We start from the raw sequence: 19,116 nt of genomic DNA on the forward strand, positions 1-19,116 counted from the left end.
CCCACCCCGTTCGGAGCACCCGCGCCGAACCGTCCCCGAAAACAACACATGAAAGAGAGCACACGATGAGCGCTTCCGACAAGATAAAGAACGCCGCGCAGGACCTCAAGGGCAAGGCCACCGAGGCTGTCGGCAAGGCCACCAACGACGACTCCAAAGTTGCCGAGGGTCGCGCCGACCAGACCGCGGCGAGCGTGAAGAAGGTTGGCGAAGACGTCAAGGACGTCTTCAAAAAATAACCACAGGGGGGTGTGTGGTCAGCCCTTCGGCCCGCCGCACACCCTGCCCCGCTTCACCCGCACGTGACCAGTCCGGTCAGTTATCACGCCCACGAAGCAGGCCAAAGATCTGCTCGGATTCAGCTCACCGAGCAGTCAGAAAAATGACAGGCGCGTGTCGCCGACGGTCTTCGCTCTACCAGCGTGGAGCCGACGCGGATGACGACCGACACCCTCGGCGAGCCGCTGCATCAGGCCGCCCACACGGCGAAGGGCAGCCCGCTCAAGAGGTTGTCGCCGCGGTGAAAGACCGTACGGCAGTGTGTGTCGAGACGCAGTAGCTTCTCAACGCTGGCATCCCCACGATTCGAACCCGGAGCCATTCCACTCGAGCAGGAGATTTCGCATGGTTGATAAAGGCCAGAGCCAGGAACGCGCCGACGCCCCCGCGCCGGACGACGACCGTAAGCCTGATTCGCCGACCGAGGTCACCAAAACCTTGTGGAAATATGTGGCAAAGCGTACCCTCGGTGAATTCGGCAGCGACCAGTGCACCGATATCGCGGCCTCGCTCACGTACTATGCCGTGTTGTCGCTGTTTCCGGCGCTCATCGCCCTGGTCTCGCTGCTGGGGGTGTTCGGGCAGGGGCGGCAGTCCGCCGACACGCTCCTGACCATCCTTGCGTCGGTTGCGCCGGCGAGTGCCCTCGACGTCATTCGCGCACCGATCGAGCAGTTCAGCACCTCGCCGTCGGCGGGGTTCGCTCTCGTGGCGGGTATCGCTGTGGCCGTGTGGTCGGCATCCGGTTACGTCGGCGCGTTCAGCCGGGCCATGAACCGCATCTACGAGATCGATGAGGGCCGTTCGTTTTTGAAGCTCAAGCCAACACAGCTGCTCGTGACCGTCATCGGCATTGCGCTGATTCTGGTGGTCGTGCTGATTCTGGCCGTTTCAGGCCCCATAACAGATGCCGTCGGCGCTGCCCTCGGCCTCGGCCAGACCGTGCAGCTAGTCTGGTCCATTGCCAAGTGGCCGCTGCTCGCGGCCGTTGTCGTGCTGCTGATCGCGGTGCTGTACTACTTCACACCGAATGTGCGGCAGCCGAAGTGTCGCTGGATGAGCCTTGGCGCGCTGGTCGCCCTGGTGGCCATTGTCATGGCCTCCCTGGGATTCGGGTTTTATGTCACGACGTTTTCGAACTACGCCAAAACCTATGGATCCCTGGCCGGCATCGTCATCTTCCTACTCTGGCTCTGGCTGACCAACCTCGCCCTGCTGTTCGGGGCTGAATTCGATGCCGAGCTCGAACGCGGACGGCAGTTGCAGGCGGGTATCGCGGCCGAGCAGAACATTCAGCTGCCACCGCGCGGCACCAAGAAGAGCCAGAAAGCCGCGCTGAAGGAGATGCAGACCGTCGCCGACGGCCGCCGGATGCGCAAGGCCAACGCCGGACCGCCGTCCGAACGCCCCTGACGCGCGTCTGCCCCGCTCGCATCGATGCGGCAGCGTCGTGGTGCACTACGATCACGCGCCGCGTGAGCACACACATATACACACACACACACACGCACCCTCGTGCGCGTGGCGAACGAGGGTGCCAGATCGGTCAGATTAGACGGTGACTTCGACCGGCTCGTCACTGACGACGTAGTTCTGAATTTCGATCAACAGCAGGTCGCCGGCTTCCTGGTCGGTCAGGCCCTGGGCCAGAGCGAGTTCGGAGACGAGGATCTGACGCGCCTTTTCGAGCATCCGCTTTTCGCCGGCGGAGACGCCCTTGTCCTGGTCGCGGCGCCACAGGTCGCGCACGACTTCGCTGACCCGGTAGACGCTGCCGCTGGCCATTTTCTCCTGGTTGGCCTTGTAACGACGCGACCAGTTACCCGGCTCCTCGGTGAAGGCGTTCTGCAGAATTTCGTAGACGGCGCTGACGCCCGCGGCGTCGATGACGTCGCGCACGCCAACGAGCTCCACGTTGTCGACCGGCAGCTGAATGGTCAGCGCACTCGTGTGCACGTTGAGGGTCATGAACTGCTTCTCGACGCCCTTGATGGTGCGCGTCGCGAGGGCTGTGATGGTAACCGCGCCGTGGTGCGGGTAGACCAGAGTTTCGCCGATTTCAATCTTCATAAGCATGCGCCTTCAGTGTTGTGTGGGTGATGCAACGCGTTGGGGCGTTGCGCTTGAGGTTTGAGAGTCGAGCAGCCAGCCGGGCAGCAAGGCCACCAGCTGGTCGACGAGTTCATCGTCGGACACGTCGAGATGACCGCGCATCCAGGCGCCGATTAAGGTGAGCGCGCCCCCGGCGACGTAGGTCGTGACGAGTTCGGCGTTCACCGCGTCGTCGAAGACGAGGACCGACTCGAGCATGCGGGTGGCGTAGGCCTTGATGATCTGATCATGTGCGCTGCGGGTCAGTGGCAGCTCGAGCACGCTCGCGTACAGGGGAAAATTCTCGACCATGTGCGCGACGAGGCGGCCGTACCCGAAACGGGCGGCACTCTCGCCCGCCCGAACGGGACGCAAATCCAGACCGGCCGAGCCGATGTCGGCGAACTGCGCCTGCAACAGTTCAGCGGCGAGAACGTCGAGGCTCGCGAAATGTGCGTAGAAGGAGCTGCGGCTGATGCCGGCCAGGCGCACGATTTCGGCGACCGAAACGGATGCCGCTGGCTGGGCAATCAGCGTTCGGATCGCCGTGATGATCAGTCCTCGAGTCCGTTCGGCGCGAGGATCGGGCGTGAGCTTCGACCCGGACACCACATCGACCTGCCCCTCGGCCACGGGGCCGGGGGCAGTCAACGAAGTCATTTATTTATTATAGCACTTTTCGGACAAGTGTCCGAGACTGCTGCCCGTCCTCACGGCTGACACTCGGAAAACTACCGCTGCCATACTCGTCGAGCAGCTGCGCGCAGCGGATGAAACCGAGGTGCGAGTAGGCCTGCGGGTGGTTGCCGAGGTGGGTTTCGGTGGCTGGGTCGAATTCCTCTGACAACAGTCCGGTCGGGCCGACCAGGGAGATGAGCTGATTGAACAGTGCCTCAGCCTCGTCTATACGGCCGGTGAGCACGTAGGCCTCGATCAGCCAGGTCGTGCAGATATGAAAGCCGCCCTCGAGGCCGGGCAGACCGTCGTCGTAGCGGTAGCGGAACACCGTCGGGCCCACGCGCAGTTCGCGCTCCACCGCGCTCACGGTCAGCTGGAAGCGCTCGTCGGTCACGTCGAGCAGGCCCGACAGGCCGATGTGCAGCACGGCGGCGTCGAGGTCGGGGCTGTCGTAGGCCACGGTGTACGACTGGGCTTCCTCACTCCAGCCTTCGCGCAATACCTCGTCGCGAATGCTGGCGGCGAGTTCGACCCAGCCCGCTCCCACGTCGCGTCCGTGCCGAATGGCGGTGCGAATGGCCCGGTCGACGGTCACCCAGCACATCGTCTTCGTATAGGTATGGTGCCGCGGCGAGCGCCGGGCCTCCCAGATGCCGTGGTCGGGTTCGTGCCAGCGACTGGTGACGGCGTCGACCATCTCGATCAGCAGGTGCCACTGAAAGTCCGAGAGCGTTCCCTGCCGGGCACTCAACGTGTCGATCAGTTCGGCGACCGGCCCGAACACGTCGATCTGCACCTGGTTGTCGGCGGCGTTCCCGATGCGCACCGGGCGCGAGCCGGCATAGCCGGGCAGCGACTCGAGGCTTGCTTCGGTAGACAGTGACGATCCGGTGACCGAATAGAGCGGATGCAGCCACTGCGCGCCGGGACTGTCATCCACGACCCCGGCCAGCCAGCGCAGAAACGACTCGGCCTCGGCGGTCGAGCCGAGGTCGACGAGCGCCTTGACGGTCATCGAGCCGTCACGCAACCAGCAGTAGCGGTAGTCCCAGTTGCGGGTGCCGCCGATTCCCTCGGGCAGCGATGTCGTGGAGGCCGCGAGTACCGCTCCGGTCGGTTCGTAGCAGAGAGCGCGCAGTACGAGGGCTGACCGGCCGACCAGCGACGGCTTCACGCTCGGCAACGACAGTGTGTTCACCCAGGAACGGGAGTCGTTCATGACCGCACCGCGTCTGGCGGCCTCACCGGCGGCATCCGGCATGTATGCCTCGGTGTCGCCGCAACGCAGGTTGAGCATGATCGCACCCTGCGAGAGGTCGACGACGGCGGTGGCCGTTTCGTTGCGGCCGTCGCTGGTGACGGTGAACTCGACGCCGGCCGCCGAGAGCACGATCGGGTCGGAGGTGCCGGTGATGGTCACCACACCGTCGGCCGCGTGCATGTTGAAATAGGCGACGGCGTAGTCGGGCCGCGGCGCGAACTCGATGCGGGCGAGCCCGGTGCCGGTGAGCTTGCGTACGAGGTTGGTGATGCCGAGCGGCGACGGCTCGATGTAGTCGGTGACGGTGACGTCGGCCCAGCGGGTTTCGACGATCATGGTGTTGTCGACGTAGCGCTGGCCGAGCACGCGGCTCTTTTTGACCGGCTCGATCGAGAAGTGTCCGGCCTCTTCGCTGCCCAGGATACTCGCGAACAACGAGCCGGAGTCGGGCAACGGATGCGTCATCCAGCAGATGCGCGCTTCCGGCGTCACAAGGGCGGTCGAGGTGCCGTCACCGAGCATGGAGTGGCGTTCAATGGCCACGACGTTCTCGCCGAACAGCCAGTCCTTGCGCAGTTCGAACAGCAGGGCGAGCATCTGGGCGAGCATTTCCGGTCCGCTGATGCGGTGCGCTGCGACGGACTCACCCTCGCCGATGCGAATGCCGAGGTCGGGTCCGTGCAGGGTGTTCATGGCCATTTCGTCGCTCTCGGCGTCGCCGGCAAAAAAGGCGGCGCTCACTCCGAGACGGGTACGCAGGCGCTCGAGGGCCACGCCGGAATGCTGGGTCTCATCGGCGGGCTCGTGCGCGTCGAAGAATTCCGAGTCGAACTCGCCGCCGTTCGACCCGACGAGGTGCACCTCGCGCGGCAGCCGGGAATCCGCGGCGAGGTCGCGCAGGGGGCGGCCCGACAAAACGGCGGTGTGCGTGTTGGGCAGGGCCGCGAGGGCCCGCAGGGCGATCGCTGATTCCTTCAGCAACACCGATGGCACGTCGGATGCAACGTGATGCGACAGGGTGCCGCCGTAGTTGCAGGCCACTAGCAAGGACGGCGTGCGAGCGAGCTGTTGCAGGTCTTGCAATATCTCGCTTGACAGCCCGGTCAACGTGCGTGGAAGATTCTTCGAAAGATTGAATTGTTGGAGCATTATTTCCTTGCAGGTGGGCGTCGACCGTCGAACCAGTTGCTAGACAAAACCGACGTTACCATTTGCCGCCAGCCGTCTGGTACTGGCGGGCTGTTGTCAGACTGGCAGCGGCCCGCGGCCCACTAACCGGACGCCACGATCACACTTTTCGGTGGGTTGAACGGCCCGGCGCAGGTCGAATGGCCCGGCACAGGTTCGATCGTGCGCCCAGCGAGCGAGTGTGCGCTGACGCTCGAGGTCGCCGGCGCGCTGCGGGAAAGCGCGAACCGCCCGCGTGATTGGCCGAGAGAAGCCGTAGCCTGTTCTCATGCAGATCCGGTCCGACATGAGAAACCGGATCGTCGCCATCGACGTCGCCCGGGGTCTCGCGATCATCGGCATGTTCGCGGCCCATGCCATCCCGCGCGAAAGCGCCGCCGAACTGCTCGTCGACGGGCGACCATCTATCCTGTTCGCGACCCTGGCCGGGGTGTCGCTTGGAATCATGACCGGGTCGGCGCATCCGCTCGCGCGCGGCCAGCGTTCCGATCGGGTCGTCGGCATTCTGGTGCGCGCGCTGTTCCTCTTTTTGCTCGGGGTCGTGCTCGCGATCCTGCACAGCGGCGTTGCCGTCATCCTCCACTTCTACGCGCTGATGTTCCTACTGCTGATTCCGTTGCTTTTTCTGCGCCGGTGGCTGCTCGGGCTGATCGGCATCGCATTCCTGATTGGAGCGCCCGTGCTGGGCGCCGCCCAGGGTGACGTGGATGCCGATGCGCCGCCGGTCGCCTATTTCATCGATTATTTCTTTCTCAATGGCACCTACCCGGTGCTGATCTGGATGCCGTTTCTCCTGGCCGGCCTCATCATCGCGCGCTCCGATCTGCGCCGACCGAAAACCCAGGTTGCCCTCGTCGGTGTGGGCGGGTCGGCGGCGTTTGCCGGCTACGGTGCAGCCGTCGTGTTCCCCGGGGTCAGCGTCGAGGCCCACTCCGGATCGATCGCTGAAGTGATCGGCTCGGGGGGCCTCGCCATCGCCCTGATCGGCGGGTTGCTCTGGCTCACGTCCGTCGAGCGTCGCTTCCCCGGTCGCGCGCTGCGCGGCATCCTCTGGCCGGTTGGTGCGACCGGATCGATGGCGCTGACCGTCTACACGCTGCAGATTCTGGCCCTGGCCATCGTCGTCGCGGGCGGCCGGGAGATTGACTATCCCGGCTGGCCGCTGCTGCTCTGGATGCTGCTGCTCACCTTCATCGTGGCCGGTCTCTGGCGGTTTTTCGTGGGCAAGGGGCCCCTCGAACGCCTGCTCGCCGCGCTCACCCGTACGCCGCTGCCCGGTCAGAGCAGATTCAGCTGATGCCCCCCATGCGTTCGAGCGCCGCGCGCATGATCTGTGCTTCGGGCGTCGGGGCTACGTGGTGGTTCGTGTAGATTCCGACCAGCCACTGCAGCACCTCGTCTTCGCTCATGGCCACGGCGTTCCAGTCCACCCCTGGCTCCGCCGCGGTGCGCGGCTCGCCTGTTTCCGGGTCGAGCCAGGCACGGGCGATCGGCAGGTCGGGATCATCGTTGTTCAGGTTCCAGAGCAGGGCGATCGGGTGGTTGTCGCCGTCGACGTGCTCGTGGTCAACGCGCCCGGAGCCGAGCCAGGGCAGCGTCAACAGCTCACCGATGATACCGACCTCGATCAGTTCGAGCTGGGTCGGTTCGGTCTCAGGCACGTACAGGGTGAACCCCTGCTCGAACCACTCGGCAGCCTCGAGAATCGAGTCGAGCAGTTCATCCAGACCGTCAATCTGCTGCACCAAGATGAGCGCCCATTCGAGCAGAACTTCGGTTTGATCGGCCGGCCACGGGCTCTCGAACGCGTCGGCCGTGCCGTGGTAGTGAAAGCTGGGGCCGGCTTCGTCGAGCAACATGTGCAGCTGTCCGCTCTCGTAGTCGATCGACAGGTTGAGCGCCCCACCCTCGTCGTCGCGGTCGGCGAACAGATCGGGGTACGCCAGTTCGGGCGGCAGTGTGATGTCCGCGGCGAGCCGGGAGCCCAGATCGAGAACGACGCGAAACTGGATGGTCGGCAGGCGCAGGGTTTCATCCTGCTCGAAGTGCTGGTCTGACATGGTTCGAGTTTATCGATCACACACCGGTGCCACGGCCGCTCGGTGCGGAGGCATCCGTGCACTCTGAGCTCGCTCGTCGGGCTGTCGCTGCGGCCCACGCAACAGGCACAGTCGACCCCGTAAACGGATGCCGGCCGCCCGTCGCGCAGCACCGGCCAGCGTGCCAGACTGCGCCGTATGGATATTGAGCTGTGGTGGCCCAGATTGACGCCGTCGACACGGGAATGGCTGATGCAGAACAACGGCGACACCGTGCCTCCGGAGGTTGTCGAAGAAATCACGCGGGCCGGCGGTGAGGTTGCCACCGATAGCGACAGCGAGCAATCCGGCGTCTACCTATCCGACGACGACGTCGACTGGATCGAAACAGTCGCCAACGAAGAAGAGCCGACCTAGTTGTCGTGCCACTCAGGGCATCCCCACCAGAGTCCTCGCCCCGCCGTAAACTGAGCGCATGCGTACTGCCGGAGTGGATCTCGCCGCCGAGCCCAAAGGCACCGCACTCGCCGTCATCGACTGGGCCGACAGCCGAGCATCACTGTGTGAGCTACAACTCGGCGTCGCCGACGACGTCATCGCCCGCACAGCGGGCACTGTGGAGAAACTCGGCATCGACTGTGCGTTCGGCTGGCCGGACGAGTTCGTGCATTTTGTGGTCGCGCACTCCAGCGATGATCAGAGCCAGCCCGGAGTCGACGGCGGAATGGACTGGCGCCGCACTCTTGCCTACCGCGAGACCGATCGTCAAGTACGAAGAAGAACCGGGCGATGGCCGCTCAGCGTGTCCACCGACCGGCTCGGACTCACTGCCATGCGGTGCGCCGGGCTGCTGGGCAGAATCTCCGAGACCGGCATCATCGTCGACAGGTCGGGCTCTGGCATCGTCGCAGAGATCTACCCGGGAGCATCGCTACGCCTGTGGGGCTTCTCGACGACGGGGTACCGAACGGAGCCCACCGTGCGGGAGCAGCTCCTCCAACGCATTCAGGCGGCCGCGCGATGGCTCGATCTCGGCCCGTTCGCCCCACAGATGATCACCTCAGCGGATGCCTTCGACGCCGTGATCGCCGCACTGGCCGCGCGCAGCGCGGCACTGGGACTCTACGAGCCGCCGGAGCCATCCGAGCTTGATCGGGCCCGCCGAGAGGGCTGGATATTGCTCCCCTCCGGCTCCCTGGCCGATCTTCCCCGGTAGTCGACCGAGTCCTTCGGGGCCGAGGCCTGCAGCGGGGTCAGCCGTCACCATCAACGTCCGGGGTCGCTGCCCGGGCGTCCACGCCGTTCTCTTTCTGCGCCATCGCCCGCGCCGAGGCCTCTGGCACCCACCGCACGTCGCCGTGCTCGACATTGGCTCCACGCGCCAGCACGAACAGGAGAGCTGACAACCGATTCAGGTAACGCGCAGCCAACGGATTCACCGCCGTCGGGTGCGCCTCGACGGCGGCCCAGACAGCGCGTTCGGCCCGGCGCACGACGGCTCGCGCATGATAGAGCAGCGCTGCGGCGACCGTACCGCCGGGAAGCACGAAGCCACTGAGATCGGCGGCTTCCTGCGCAAAGTGATCGACGGCACGCTCGAGTCGGGTCAGGTGCGATTCGCGGATGCGCGCGGTCGCGGGCTCGGGGGCATCGAGAGGAACTGACAGGTCGGCGATCAGGTCGAACATGTCGTTCTGCACGCTGGCGAGGGTGGACGTCACTCCGATTGGCAGGCCACCTACCGCCATGGCGACGCTCACCGCAGCGTTGGCCTCATCGCACTCTGCATAAGCGGCGACGCGCACGTCGGTCTTGGCTACGTCGCCGTGACGGCCGAAGGTAGTGCGGCCAGAATCGCCCTGGCCGGTGTACCAGGGCGGCTCCGCCGATACAAAGTCATCGAGGTCAGACATAGCAGCAACTATAGTAATCGGCGCGGCATCCGCGTAGCGTTTGATGATGCCGTGGGCAGGTTCTTCGCGCTTCGGCGCTTTTCTGGTACAGGCAGCGTTCGACTAGAGGAAGTGCGCAGTCGGCGAGTATTTCGATCAGCGAGGAGCGACATGTCCGGGCGTTCATCCAGCGACGACTTCGAATCCACTATCGGTGATGCGGTGAATGAACCGCGCCATACGGGATGGGCCACGGTCGACAAAACGGTCTTCACCGTTTCCGCCGGCATTGTCGTGGTGATCTGCCTGCTCGGAGTGCTATTCACCAAGACCGTGGGCGACGCCGCAGCATCCGCTCTGGGCTGGGTCACATCCAACCTGGGGTGGCTATTCATTCTCGGGGCCACGGGCTTCGTCATCTTCGCATTGGTGCTGGCGTTCGGGAAGTACGGCAGCATCCCGCTCTCCCGCGAGGGGCAAGGCACCGAGTTCTCGACGCTCTCCTGGGTGTCGATGATGTTCAGCGCCGGTATGGGGATTGGACTGATGTTTTTCGGCGTCTATGAGCCGGTCACCCACCTGGCTTCGCCGCCGCCGTTTGTCGAGGCCGCGCCGAACAGTCCCGATGCCGCCAATGCGGCCATGGCGTACACCTTCTTCCACTGGGGCCTTCATCCGTGGGCGATCTACTCGGTGGTCGGCCTGGCTCTGGCCTACTCGACCTACCGGATGGGCCGCGGCAATTTGATGAGTGCCCCCTTCCAGGCTATTTTCGGCAAGGAGCGGATCGAGGGAAAGGGCTGGGGCAAGCCGATCGACATCCTGGCGATCATCTGCACCCAATTCGGGTCTGCGACATCGCTGGGGCTCGGCGCGCTGCAGATCGCGGCCGGGGTGTCCCTCCTCAGCACGGGGACGTTCAACGAAAACCCAGGGACCGCCCTGCCGATCATCATCATCTGCGTATTGACCGTGGGGGTTGTGTTCTCTGCTGCGAGCGGGATTGCACGGGGCATCAAATGGCTGAGCAATACGAACATGGTGTTGTCGGCGGTTCTCTTGGTGTTCGTTTTCGTGGTTGGCCCGACGGTGTTCATCCTGAACCTCATACCGTCATCGGTCGGGGCCTATCTGGCCAATCTCGTTCCGATGAGTTTCCACTCGGCGGTGTTCGGCGGTAGCGACTGGCTGGCGAGTTGGACGATCTTCTACTGGGCGTGGTGGATCTCCTGGACCCCCTTCGTCGGCACGTTCATCGCCCGGATCTCCCGCGGCCGCACCATTCGCGAGTTCGTTCTTGGTGTGCTGCTGGTGCCCACCGCGGTCAGTATCCTCTGGTTCGTCGTCTTCGGCGGGGCTGGGCTGAATCTGCAGCTGAATGGTGTCGACATCGCCGGAACCGGCAGTGAGGCGGCAGGGTTCTTCGCAGCGTTGCAGCAGTATCCGTTTTTCATCGGCTCAGCTTTGGTGGTGATGGTGCTGACGGCAGTGTTCTTCGTCAGCGGGGCGGATGCCGGTGCTCTCGTGCTCGGGACGCTCTCAAGCCGCGGACGCAAAGAGCCGTGGAAGCCCCTGGTGATTCTCTGGGCCGTCCTCACCGGTGCCGTTGCCGCTGTATTGCTGTTCGTGGGCGGGCTGGGCGCATTGCAGACCTTCACGATCTTGGCGGCCAGCCCGTTCGTTCTGATCATCATCGGCTTGTGCGTATCGCTCTATATCGACCTGCGCCGCGACCCCTTGCGCCAGCGCACCCTCGGCCCCGTCCGCACCTCCTCGGAGGTGTTGGGTAGTGTCCCGTTCACGAATTCGCCCACGGAGGGCCCCGGCGGCGGGCTGCAAGCGGACGACACGTAGGCGATTAGCGGTAAGAAAGGATCGCAATCCGCATCCGGTGCTGTCGCCGAGTTTTTCCGCATCCACTCCTCGGCGGGTTCTTGGTGCTCGTCGGCCCACGTTCTGCTGCTCTGGCTCCAACAACGCCGGCATCCCAACGGCACTTCGTTTCGTGAGCTCCTTCACCTCGGGCCCGATGTCGTGCGCTTGCTGAAACGCCTCGCTTTCGATCGAACCGTATCGATCGCTGTGCGAATTTGGCTGGCCGTTCTCTTGGCGTTTCTGCTGTCACCGATTGACCTGATTTCGGATTTCATCCATCGTGGTCGGGATCTCTTGAAGCCTCACGACTCGTCGCGCAGGCCGTGAGGCAGTCCATCGACAGCGGCCGGGAACGCCCGAAGGATTATCGCTCGTTCTCCATCTGGCCAGCTTGAAATCCGCTCCTTAGGGGTCTGCCACCGAGAGCGTGCATGGCCGAAGCCCCCTCCGGCCACCGCCGAGGGAAGCCGCAGGGAACCGGGACGTCATCTGGTTGTGCGGGATCGTGTCCACGCGCTCTTCTCCCGCTCAGCGAATTGAGCAAAAGTCGTCGCGGGCGCGCCGGTGAGACGACGGATGCTGCGGTTGGGGAACGCAGACACATTCATCCGGACAACCCGGTAGATCATTTTCTGCACCGCGATGAAATCGGCTGAGGCGCCCTGTTCGGTGAGTCTTCTCACGTACTCAACGGCGTCGGGCGCGACGTACCGCACCGGATATCCCAGTGTCGTGGTCAGCTGGCGGGCAACCTCGTAGTAGTCGAGGGATTGCTCGCCGGACAGGGTGTATGCCTTGTGGAGATGGCCCGCCTGTGTGAGGACGCTGGCAGTGACACGGCCAAGGTCATCGGTATCGACAAAGGCCGTGTGAGCACGCCCGGCGGGAACAAAAATTTCTCCGCGATCACGAATATCGTCGCGATAGGTCGTGGAGAGGTTTTGCATGAAAAAATTAGGTCGAAGAAACGTGAACGGTGCGGAACGCGCCCTGAGGTACTGCTCGACCGCGTGATGCGGGGTCGCGGTATTGAATTGCACCCCTTGCAAGGAGAGGAAGACAATGTGGCGGACACCGGCATCCAGCGCCGTGTCGATGAGGGGAAACATATACCGCTGAACATCTGCCAGGGCCGGGGGACGAAGCAGAAAGAGGCGATCGATTCCGGCGAACGCTGCCGGCCAGCCTGATGGCGATTCGAAGTCAAAAGCCCGACGCTCGGTGCCGATGACGACGTTCTGAGTGGATTCATCGCGCGCAGCCGAGACCACCGATTGCCCCAGGTCGAACAGATGCTGGGCCACGGCGCGGCCGACGTTTCCCGTTGCTCCGGTCACTAGAACGGAGCCCGACGACATGGTGTCCGTCACTGTATTTCCTCACTCGTGCGGATAAGGGAAACAATTCGATCGAGTTCGACGAGCTTCACTTTACCGCTTGGGCAAAAACCCCCTGCGTCTCAGCTCATCATTGGGAAGTAGGGGTTTTTCGTGGCGGTACCGGTGGGATTTGAAACCTGAAGCGTCCCCCAATGAGAAGGCGGAACAAGCTTCAGATCCCCATGATGACGCGGTTTTGCAATCTTTTGGCCATGTTAGAAAACGGAGCAATCTCCTTCAAACGTTGCCAAAATGTTGCCACGCCCGCAGGTTACCCCAGGGGGTCTGTCAGAGGCGTCGCGGATGCCCATACATCGTGAGATGCGTGGCGTACATTGCATCGGAGAAACCATCGAGAGGGGTGTCGACTCGATATCGACTCGCGGCGGTCTGGCGTCACCGCGATGGCGCCGGATATCCTCCGAGCATGGTCAACACCCGGCACAGCTCCGTTCTCCGGCGCACCATGTCCAGAACGCGAGCTCGAATAGTGCAGTTCTCTGACCACCTGGGCAACAGTGCGCAAGCCGCTTTGGACGTGGTCTTCCAGTGGCGCCACTAATACAAGCGTGCTCTGGTTTCGTCCTCGCCAATGGGCAGGCGCCCGTGGCGGCAGTGGAACCCTAAACACCGGGCGCGGGAACTACGTCTGGGCTGTCATCTTTGAATAATGGGATGCAGCCCAAGTTCCGAGAGACGGGTTTCGGGCCCCTCCCCCGGTGTTAGATTGCGCACGAGGTGCACTCGACTGATAGCCCAAATAATCGAAGCGAAAACGACAGTTGCGATAGCAATGGCCAGAGCGTAGAGCCCGACGACGCCGTAGCCCTGTGCCGGATCCAGGAATGGGTAGGGTACCCATCCGTCGGTTGCCCCGCGAATGGTGACGACGATGATCCACACGATTGGGTAGACAAGCGCGACCCATATTTTGTTGAGCGGCAGGGCACTCCGGTCGCTGAAGATCACCCAGTCGAGCGCGGCATAGAGGGGCAGGATTATGTGCAACACGGAGTTAGCCCACGCGAGGGACACGCCACCTTCAAGTCCCGCCAACAGCACGTTGTACACGACGCCGGTGATGACTATGTAGGTTGTGGCACAACCTCGCGCCAACATCAACGACCGGGACTGGGGGCGTCCGGAGAGGGACACGACCGCGGCGACCAGCAGCACAACGACCAGAATAATGTTGCTTTGCATGGTGAAAAATCCGAAGAAGTTGAACGGGTTGATCGTCGCCCGCGTGGCCGTGTCGAAAAATGTCGACAGAATCGCCACCGTGCCCAGTGTCGCGACAGATAGTCGGACTGCAGCTACAAAATATTTCACGGTCCGCCTTCGATTAGTGGTGCCAGTATCGGGTAATTCATGACCCGCACAAATCTTAGGGGTCCAACCTTTTTTATGTGGAAGATTCCCACGCCATGGAATCTGACACCCCCCGATGCCGAGAAACCGGCCGGCGTTTGCTCCTACCCACTCGCTGCCGCCGCCATGCACGGCGGGCGAGATCGATTAGCCGTCGAGCCCGTTCACAAACGCGACACTTCCTGCGGCAATCTCCGCGCGAGCCTGATCCTGACTGATGGTAGGTTTGCCGTCCCCCTCCTGAGGCCCGTAGTCCCCGAAGAACGCGTGAACGCCGCCCTTCACCACGAGGTAGCGGGCAGCGGCCGGCAGAGTCGGCTTCGCTGCAGCAATCTTGGCTGGGGTCGACAAGCCATCCTTTGACCCCGAGATCGACAACACTGCGACGTTCACCTGAGCGATGTTCGTCGCTGGGTAGGAAGCGAAAAAGAGCAGCCCGACGACCGGATCGCGAGCGGCCCCAGCAAAAGTTTCAGCGTCTGTCGCCGCCACAAGTCCGCCGAGGGAGTGACCTCCGACAACCCAGCGAGTGACCGGATGATGCGCGGCCCGGGCCATCGCAAACGTTCCGGTAGACAGAAAAGCGATTCCGAGGGGTTGCTTGGCAATAACCACCAGGTGCCCCGACTCGACCAGTGGTCGAAGAATCGCCGAATAAGCCCGAGCGTCGACTCGAGCGCCGGGCTGAAAGAACACTCCAACGGGGCTCTCGACGCCCATTGGCATCATCACGATTTCGGTGGCGTCCTCCATCACCGTAACTGTGCGGTCGGACTTCATGGCAGCCAATGCTGGAGCTTCGGCCGACTGGGGCACCAGCCAGGCAACGGCCGCGATCACCAGAAAGCTCAGTGCAATCAGCACCGCCTGAACCACTCTGCGCCCACGACGGACGGGTGTACGCGGTGCGGGTACGGACCACGACCTCACGGCGACAATCACACTGACGACGAGAGTCACCGCAAGTAGCACGATGTACGCCGGATGCCCGTGAATCAGCATCGGTCCGGTTGCGAAAGCGGAGCCGGCGGTGACGATCACTCCGAAAATCGCCACAACGCGCTTGACCCACAGGTACCCAAGGTCAAGCTTCGTGATCTGCATCATAGGCAGATAATACCGACGATCAGGACGGCAGCCAGAGCGGAGACGACACGCATGTTTTTCACGTTTCCAGCATTCCGCGTCGCAACTCAACAGGCGTCTATCCCCAGTACTCGCGGTGTCCATCGCAGGGATGCAACCAAGAAGCCGAGACCACACTCGGCCCCTGATTATGGTGGTCCAGTTCGTCAGCTTCATCGGGGCCCACCACGACCCCGCCGACCTCGACCCCTGGGTCGCTGCCAGCATCGGGGCGCTCGTGACCATCTGGGTCACGTTCGTGCCCTCCCCATCTTCATCTTCCTCGGCCCACCGCACGTCGAACGCCTCCGCCGCAACCGCAACCTCGCCGAAGCGCTCACCGGCATCACCGCGGTGCCACGACAAATAAGGATCACAAAATGCCGCCAAAGCGCAATGGATGCGGAGACTCCAGTGGACGCATTGGTGGCGATGCCATTGCGGCACTTCAGTTTCAGTCGCAGCCCCGCGCCCCGTTGCCAGGTTAAGACTGGGCATTCGTGTGTCGAAGCGGCGGTCTTGAGCCCCGCGGATCCACCGCCGTCCGGTAACGGTTTCGCCTCAGTGATCATCTGAAAACGTCGACGTCACCCGGTCAGGAGGGTGGGCCCCGTTGCCGGTGACGGCCACAATCCAATGTGTCTCCCGCGTGGGAATCTGCTCGGTCTTCGGCGCCAGCCAAGCAGCCGTCTCCGTTCACAAGACATGCGCCAGCAATGAAAGGGCACCCTGACATGAACCCTGTACGCGGGCTGCGGCCAGGCCCCGAATGGTGTGGGGAATAGCAGGGGACCGGGTCAACCCCGCCACCACGTGGTCGCGACGCGTCACCGACAACGCGCCTGATAGTGCCATGATGACCGCAGGAGTCTGGCACCGTCAGCTCGCCGTGTTGCGAGGTCAGGCACGCCCAAAGAAGGAGATGGCCTTGGCCAAGAAAATGTACACACCGGACGAGCAGATCGATCGGCTGCGAATCTATAACGTCGTCGCCGGAAGTTTGCACCTGCTCCAGGCGATCTTCTTTTCGGTGATTCTGAGCACCCTGAGTTCGCAGGTTCTGTTCGCGGTGACGGCGGACTATTTGGCTGGTCCCCCCGGGTTTCCAATTCCACCGGAGCGGGTCACCGTGTTCGAGGTGAATATCGGTGCCGGTGTCGTCGCTTTCCTCGCCCTCAGCGCCTTCTTCCACTTCCTTATTTCGAGCCCGTGGTTTTTCGCGCGGTACAAGAACGGTCTCAAGAACACGCACAACTATTTCCGCTGGGTCGAATACTCCCTGAGTTCGTCGATCATGATCTGGCTCATCCTGGCGATCAACGGCGTTACGGATATTGGTGCGCTGTTCGCGGTCTTCGCTATCAATGCGGCCATGATCATGTTCGGTGCCTTGCAGGAGAAATATGAGCGTCCCGGTTCCGGCGGATTGGTGCCATTCATTTTCGGGTGCATGGTCGGCATCGTTCCTTGGATCCTCATCCTTATCTACTTCCTGCGACCGGGCAGCGCCAGCGACGTCGCTATCCCCAGCTTCGTCGTCGGCATTGTCATTTCTCTGTTCCTGTTCTTCAATACCTTTGCGATCAACCAATGGCTGCAGTACAAGCAGGTCGGTAAGTGGAAGAGTTATCTTCAAGGCGAACGCACGTACATCACTTTGAGCCTGGTGGCCAAAACGGCGCTCGCCTGGCAGGTGTTTTCCGGCGCCATCATTCCGGCAATCACCGGCTGATCGACGTCGTCGGCATCAATAATTCTGCGCGGCATCTGGCCGGTAGCTGCGCGTTGTCGGGTGGGAGTTGCGACGCAACTCACGGCTAATCGAACGTCTACTTTGTGATCCGTGGTCTCCGTAGCAGCGATGATCGAACGAGAACACCAACCAACTTCTGCGCCAATAGCTGGCGTCCGCCGAAGCGACTCTCAGAAATGGACGGAATGCGCAAGCGTGGGCGGTCTACCTATCTCTTCGATCTGATGTCCCGTACACGGATGGCGTGTGACCGTTGCGCGCTGAATCCTGGTTAGGGCGAACCAGCGAATGCCCTCCCGGAGTCTGCACCAGGCGACGAGCTTCCACTGGCCAGCGGTGAGAGCGAAGATCATTGGTTCCACCTCGCGTCGTGTGGTTTGCCCCTCCGCGTCGGTATAGGTGAGGTTGACGGTGACCTGGTCAATGGTGGCTTGCTCGAGCGCGGACATCACGCGCCGGTCAGCTGACGGGCCGACGTCAACCCATACGCGGCTGGAGAGCTCAGCGGCTTTCCGACGGGACACTGGATCAAGTACGTCAAGCACTTTGAGGATCGAAGCACGCGCCGAGTCCGAAAACGGAGCTTGCGCGGCCGTTGCCACTGCCGCGCTAAGGGCCAGTGCTTGTGATGCTGTGAGGTTCACCGGTGGTAGACGGAACATCTCTGTCAGCCCGTAGCCCCCGCCAGGACCGGTACGCCCCCAAACGGGGAAACCGCCTGCCTCGAGTGCGGAGATGTCACGCTTGATTGTGCGGATGGTCACCTCAAACCCGTCGGCGAGTTGCTGCGCGGTGCAACCGCGAGAGCCCGCGCGACGCAACGACTCGGTCAGGGATTGAAGACGCTCGGATCTTTTCACAAGAAACAGATTAGTGACATGAATAGTGACATGCCGTTGTCTCGGGTGCGAACAAAGATAAAACCATGAAGAAAGACAGCCTCACCCAAACCTCATTTGTTCTCGTACCCGGCTACTGGCTTGGTGGATGGGCGTGGGACGCTGTCGCGGCCCATCTGCGCTACCGCGGCCACAACGTCATCCCGGTAACGATGTCGGGTCTCGATCCCAACGACCCTCATCGTGCGGAGAGAACCTTGGGCGACCAGGTGGACTCTCTACGCTCGGCCGTCAGCACTGCTGGTGCCGACGACTCCTCCGTCATCCTCGTAGCCCACAGTGGCGCCGGTTTCCCCGCCTCCGTGCTCCTCGACCAGGACCCAACCGTGGTCGATCGCATCATCTACGTCGATAGTGGGCCGGTCGCTGATGGATCAGCGTTCGATACGTCGGTGCCGTCTGATGTGCAGGAGGTGGCGCTGCCACCGTTCGAGCAACTGGCTGCCAGTCTCGACGGCCTCAGCGAGGAAGCGCTCGAACTATTCCGTCAGCGAGCAGTGCCGATGCCGGCAAGTGTGATGCGCGATCAGGTAAGTCTGGAGAACGATTCCCGCCGAAACGTGCCATCGACGATCATCGCCTGTTCGTACCCCTCTCGGGTGCTAATGCAAATGGCTCGTGAAGGTAATGCGATGATGGCTGAAGCCGCACTCCTCCGCGATCTCGAACTCATCGATCTCCCGACCGGGCACTGGCCTATGTGGAGCCGACCAGCAGACCTCGCCGCAGCCATCGCCGCAACCATCGCCGCAACGGTCGACCACATGCCACCGGGACGGACGAAGGTTTAGGTGACACGTCATTTAGGCATCTGGGGCGCGTGGTTGGTGCTGAATCGTTCAGGGAAGCGTTTCCGGGCCGCGTCTCCAGCGTCGCTGCTCGTTGGATGGCTTTGGCTGCTGCGAGGTCGTAGTGGACGTCGGCGGGCGTGTTGAGGCCGCCCGGTATGGCGATGTTCGTGGTTATAGCCGTCGACGAACGAGGCCATGAACGATTTCGCGTCGGTGAGGCGGGCGGGGTGGCGTGGCGGCGGCGGTCCTTGACCTGCTCGTTCTCGTTCAACAGAATCTGTTGGCGGTCGGCATCACTGATCCTGTTCGCCGGGATCAGCGCCGGCCCGGCCACGGAATCGCATCGTTTTCGACGCTTGAGCGATCGAGTCCGCAGGGTAAACGGTGACTATCGCGTGAGGGACCAGGCTTACGCGGTAGACGCGCACGACCTGTAGCCAGATCCCGGACTGGTCGAAGACGCCTACCAAAAGCTCGGGGTGGCCGAGGCCAGCG

General features: G+C 62.9%; 18 protein-coding genes. 9 read left to right on the top strand and 9 right to left on the bottom strand.

The annotated features are described in order from the left end of the window. The first annotated feature begins 65 nt into the window (after positions 1 to 65). Together E3T50_RS15665 and E3T50_RS15670 are read left to right on the top strand one after the other, a co-directional pair. Complete coding sequence (locus E3T50_RS15665; protein WP_134553290.1) at positions 66 to 239, top strand: CsbD family protein; 174 nt, start codon at positions 66 to 68, stop codon at positions 237 to 239. A 385-nt stretch (positions 240 to 624) separates the two neighbouring features. Continuing rightward, a complete protein-coding gene (locus tag E3T50_RS15670; RefSeq protein WP_134553292.1) occupies positions 625 to 1,692 on the top strand; it encodes a YihY/virulence factor BrkB family protein in 1,068 nt (355 codons plus the stop codon). 138 nt (positions 1,693 to 1,830) lie between these two features. Here E3T50_RS15670 and E3T50_RS15675 read toward each other — a convergent pair whose 3' ends face one another. From E3T50_RS15675 to E3T50_RS15685, 3 genes are read right to left on the bottom strand one after another with little or no spacing between them, the layout of a single operon-like run. Then, positions 1,831 to 2,349, bottom strand: coding sequence for a CarD family transcriptional regulator (locus E3T50_RS15675; RefSeq protein WP_134463214.1), 519 nt, complete (start codon positions 2,347 to 2,349; stop codon positions 1,831 to 1,833). A 12-nt stretch (positions 2,350 to 2,361) separates the two neighbouring features. Beyond that, positions 2,362 to 3,030 (bottom strand): TetR/AcrR family transcriptional regulator, encoded by a 669-nt coding sequence (locus tag E3T50_RS15680; RefSeq protein WP_134553294.1) that lies wholly within the window; start codon positions 3,028 to 3,030, stop codon positions 2,362 to 2,364. A 7-nt stretch (positions 3,031 to 3,037) separates the two neighbouring features. Continuing rightward, the gene (locus E3T50_RS15685) at positions 3,038 to 5,416 is read right to left on the bottom strand and encodes a trehalase-like domain-containing protein (RefSeq protein WP_241990971.1); all 2,379 of its coding nucleotides are present in this window, start codon (positions 5,414 to 5,416) and stop codon (positions 3,038 to 3,040) included. A gap of 349 nt (positions 5,417 to 5,765) precedes the next feature. On the opposite strand from E3T50_RS15685, the gene E3T50_RS15690 reads away from it, so the two are divergent. Further along, positions 5,766 to 6,794, top strand: a complete 1,029-nt coding sequence (locus E3T50_RS15690) for a heparan-alpha-glucosaminide N-acetyltransferase domain-containing protein (protein ID WP_134553298.1) — start codon at positions 5,766 to 5,768, stop codon at positions 6,792 to 6,794. Here the strand turns inward: E3T50_RS15690 and E3T50_RS15695 are convergent. Beyond that, entirely contained in the window at positions 6,787 to 7,557 is a 771-nt protein-coding gene (locus E3T50_RS15695; RefSeq protein WP_134553300.1) for a hypothetical protein, read from the bottom strand. The two genes, E3T50_RS15690 and E3T50_RS15695, sit on opposite strands and share 8 nt — an antisense overlap. 177 nt (positions 7,558 to 7,734) lie before the next feature. Here E3T50_RS15695 and E3T50_RS15700 point away from each other — a divergent pair, with 177 nt between their 5' ends. Together E3T50_RS15700 and E3T50_RS15705 are read left to right on the top strand one after the other, a co-directional pair. After that, on the top strand, positions 7,735 to 7,953 hold the full coding sequence (locus E3T50_RS15700; RefSeq protein ID WP_134463204.1) for a hypothetical protein: 219 nt from the start codon (positions 7,735 to 7,737) through the stop codon (positions 7,951 to 7,953). A gap of 58 nt (positions 7,954 to 8,011) precedes the next feature. Beyond that, the gene (locus E3T50_RS15705) at positions 8,012 to 8,752 is read left to right on the top strand and encodes a DUF429 domain-containing protein (protein WP_134553302.1); all 741 of its coding nucleotides are present in this window, start codon (positions 8,012 to 8,014) and stop codon (positions 8,750 to 8,752) included. A 37-nt stretch (positions 8,753 to 8,789) separates the two neighbouring features. Here the strand turns inward: E3T50_RS15705 and E3T50_RS15710 are convergent, their stop codons facing one another. After that, on the bottom strand, positions 8,790 to 9,449 hold the full coding sequence (locus E3T50_RS15710; protein WP_134553304.1) for a cob(I)yrinic acid a,c-diamide adenosyltransferase: 660 nt from the start codon (positions 9,447 to 9,449) through the stop codon (positions 8,790 to 8,792). Between the two features lie 150 nt (positions 9,450 to 9,599). Here E3T50_RS15710 and E3T50_RS15715 point away from each other — a divergent pair, with 150 nt between their 5' ends. After that, the gene (locus tag E3T50_RS15715; RefSeq protein WP_134553306.1) at positions 9,600 to 11,282 is read left to right on the top strand and encodes a BCCT family transporter; all 1,683 of its coding nucleotides are present in this window, start codon (positions 9,600 to 9,602) and stop codon (positions 11,280 to 11,282) included. Positions 11,283 to 11,788: 506 nt separating this feature from the next. Here E3T50_RS15715 and E3T50_RS15720 read toward each other — a convergent pair. The 3 genes from E3T50_RS15720 to E3T50_RS15730 form a co-directional block, all read right to left on the bottom strand. After that, positions 11,789 to 12,673, bottom strand: a complete 885-nt coding sequence (locus E3T50_RS15720; RefSeq protein ID WP_134553308.1) for an SDR family oxidoreductase — start codon at positions 12,671 to 12,673, stop codon at positions 11,789 to 11,791. A 666-nt stretch (positions 12,674 to 13,339) separates the two neighbouring features. Further along, on the bottom strand, positions 13,340 to 14,014 hold the full coding sequence (locus E3T50_RS15725) for a Pr6Pr family membrane protein (RefSeq protein WP_166783934.1): 675 nt from the start codon (positions 14,012 to 14,014) through the stop codon (positions 13,340 to 13,342). Positions 14,015 to 14,200: 186 nt separating this feature from the next. Then, positions 14,201 to 15,160 carry an alpha/beta hydrolase gene (locus E3T50_RS15730; protein WP_166784333.1) on the bottom strand — a complete coding sequence of 320 codons (960 nt, stop codon included), beginning with the start codon at positions 15,158 to 15,160 and terminating at the stop codon, positions 14,201 to 14,203. Positions 15,161 to 15,329: 169 nt separating this feature from the next. Here E3T50_RS15730 and E3T50_RS15735 point away from each other — a divergent pair, with 169 nt between their 5' ends. Next, entirely contained in the window at positions 15,330 to 15,548 is a 219-nt protein-coding gene (locus E3T50_RS15735; RefSeq protein WP_198418006.1) for a hypothetical protein, read from the top strand. Positions 15,549 to 16,031: 483 nt separating this feature from the next. Beyond that, the gene (gene heR, locus E3T50_RS15740) at positions 16,032 to 16,910 is read left to right on the top strand and encodes a heliorhodopsin HeR (protein WP_241990972.1); all 879 of its coding nucleotides are present in this window, start codon (positions 16,032 to 16,034) and stop codon (positions 16,908 to 16,910) included. Positions 16,911 to 17,101: 191 nt separating this feature from the next. Here heR and E3T50_RS15745 read toward each other — a convergent pair whose 3' ends face one another. Next, entirely contained in the window at positions 17,102 to 17,791 is a 690-nt protein-coding gene (locus E3T50_RS15745; protein ID WP_134553311.1) for a helix-turn-helix transcriptional regulator, read from the bottom strand. A 65-nt stretch (positions 17,792 to 17,856) separates the two neighbouring features. Here E3T50_RS15745 and E3T50_RS15750 point away from each other — a divergent pair, with 65 nt between their 5' ends. Next, positions 17,857 to 18,621 (top strand): alpha/beta fold hydrolase, encoded by a 765-nt coding sequence (locus E3T50_RS15750; RefSeq protein WP_134553313.1) that lies wholly within the window; start codon positions 17,857 to 17,859, stop codon positions 18,619 to 18,621. Positions 18,622 to 19,116: the final 495 nt, after the last annotated feature.

The sequence above is a fragment of the Cryobacterium gelidum genome (assembly GCF_004403985.1).
In the GTDB taxonomy this organism is placed as follows: domain Bacteria; phylum Actinomycetota; class Actinomycetes; order Actinomycetales; family Microbacteriaceae; genus Cryobacterium; species Cryobacterium gelidum.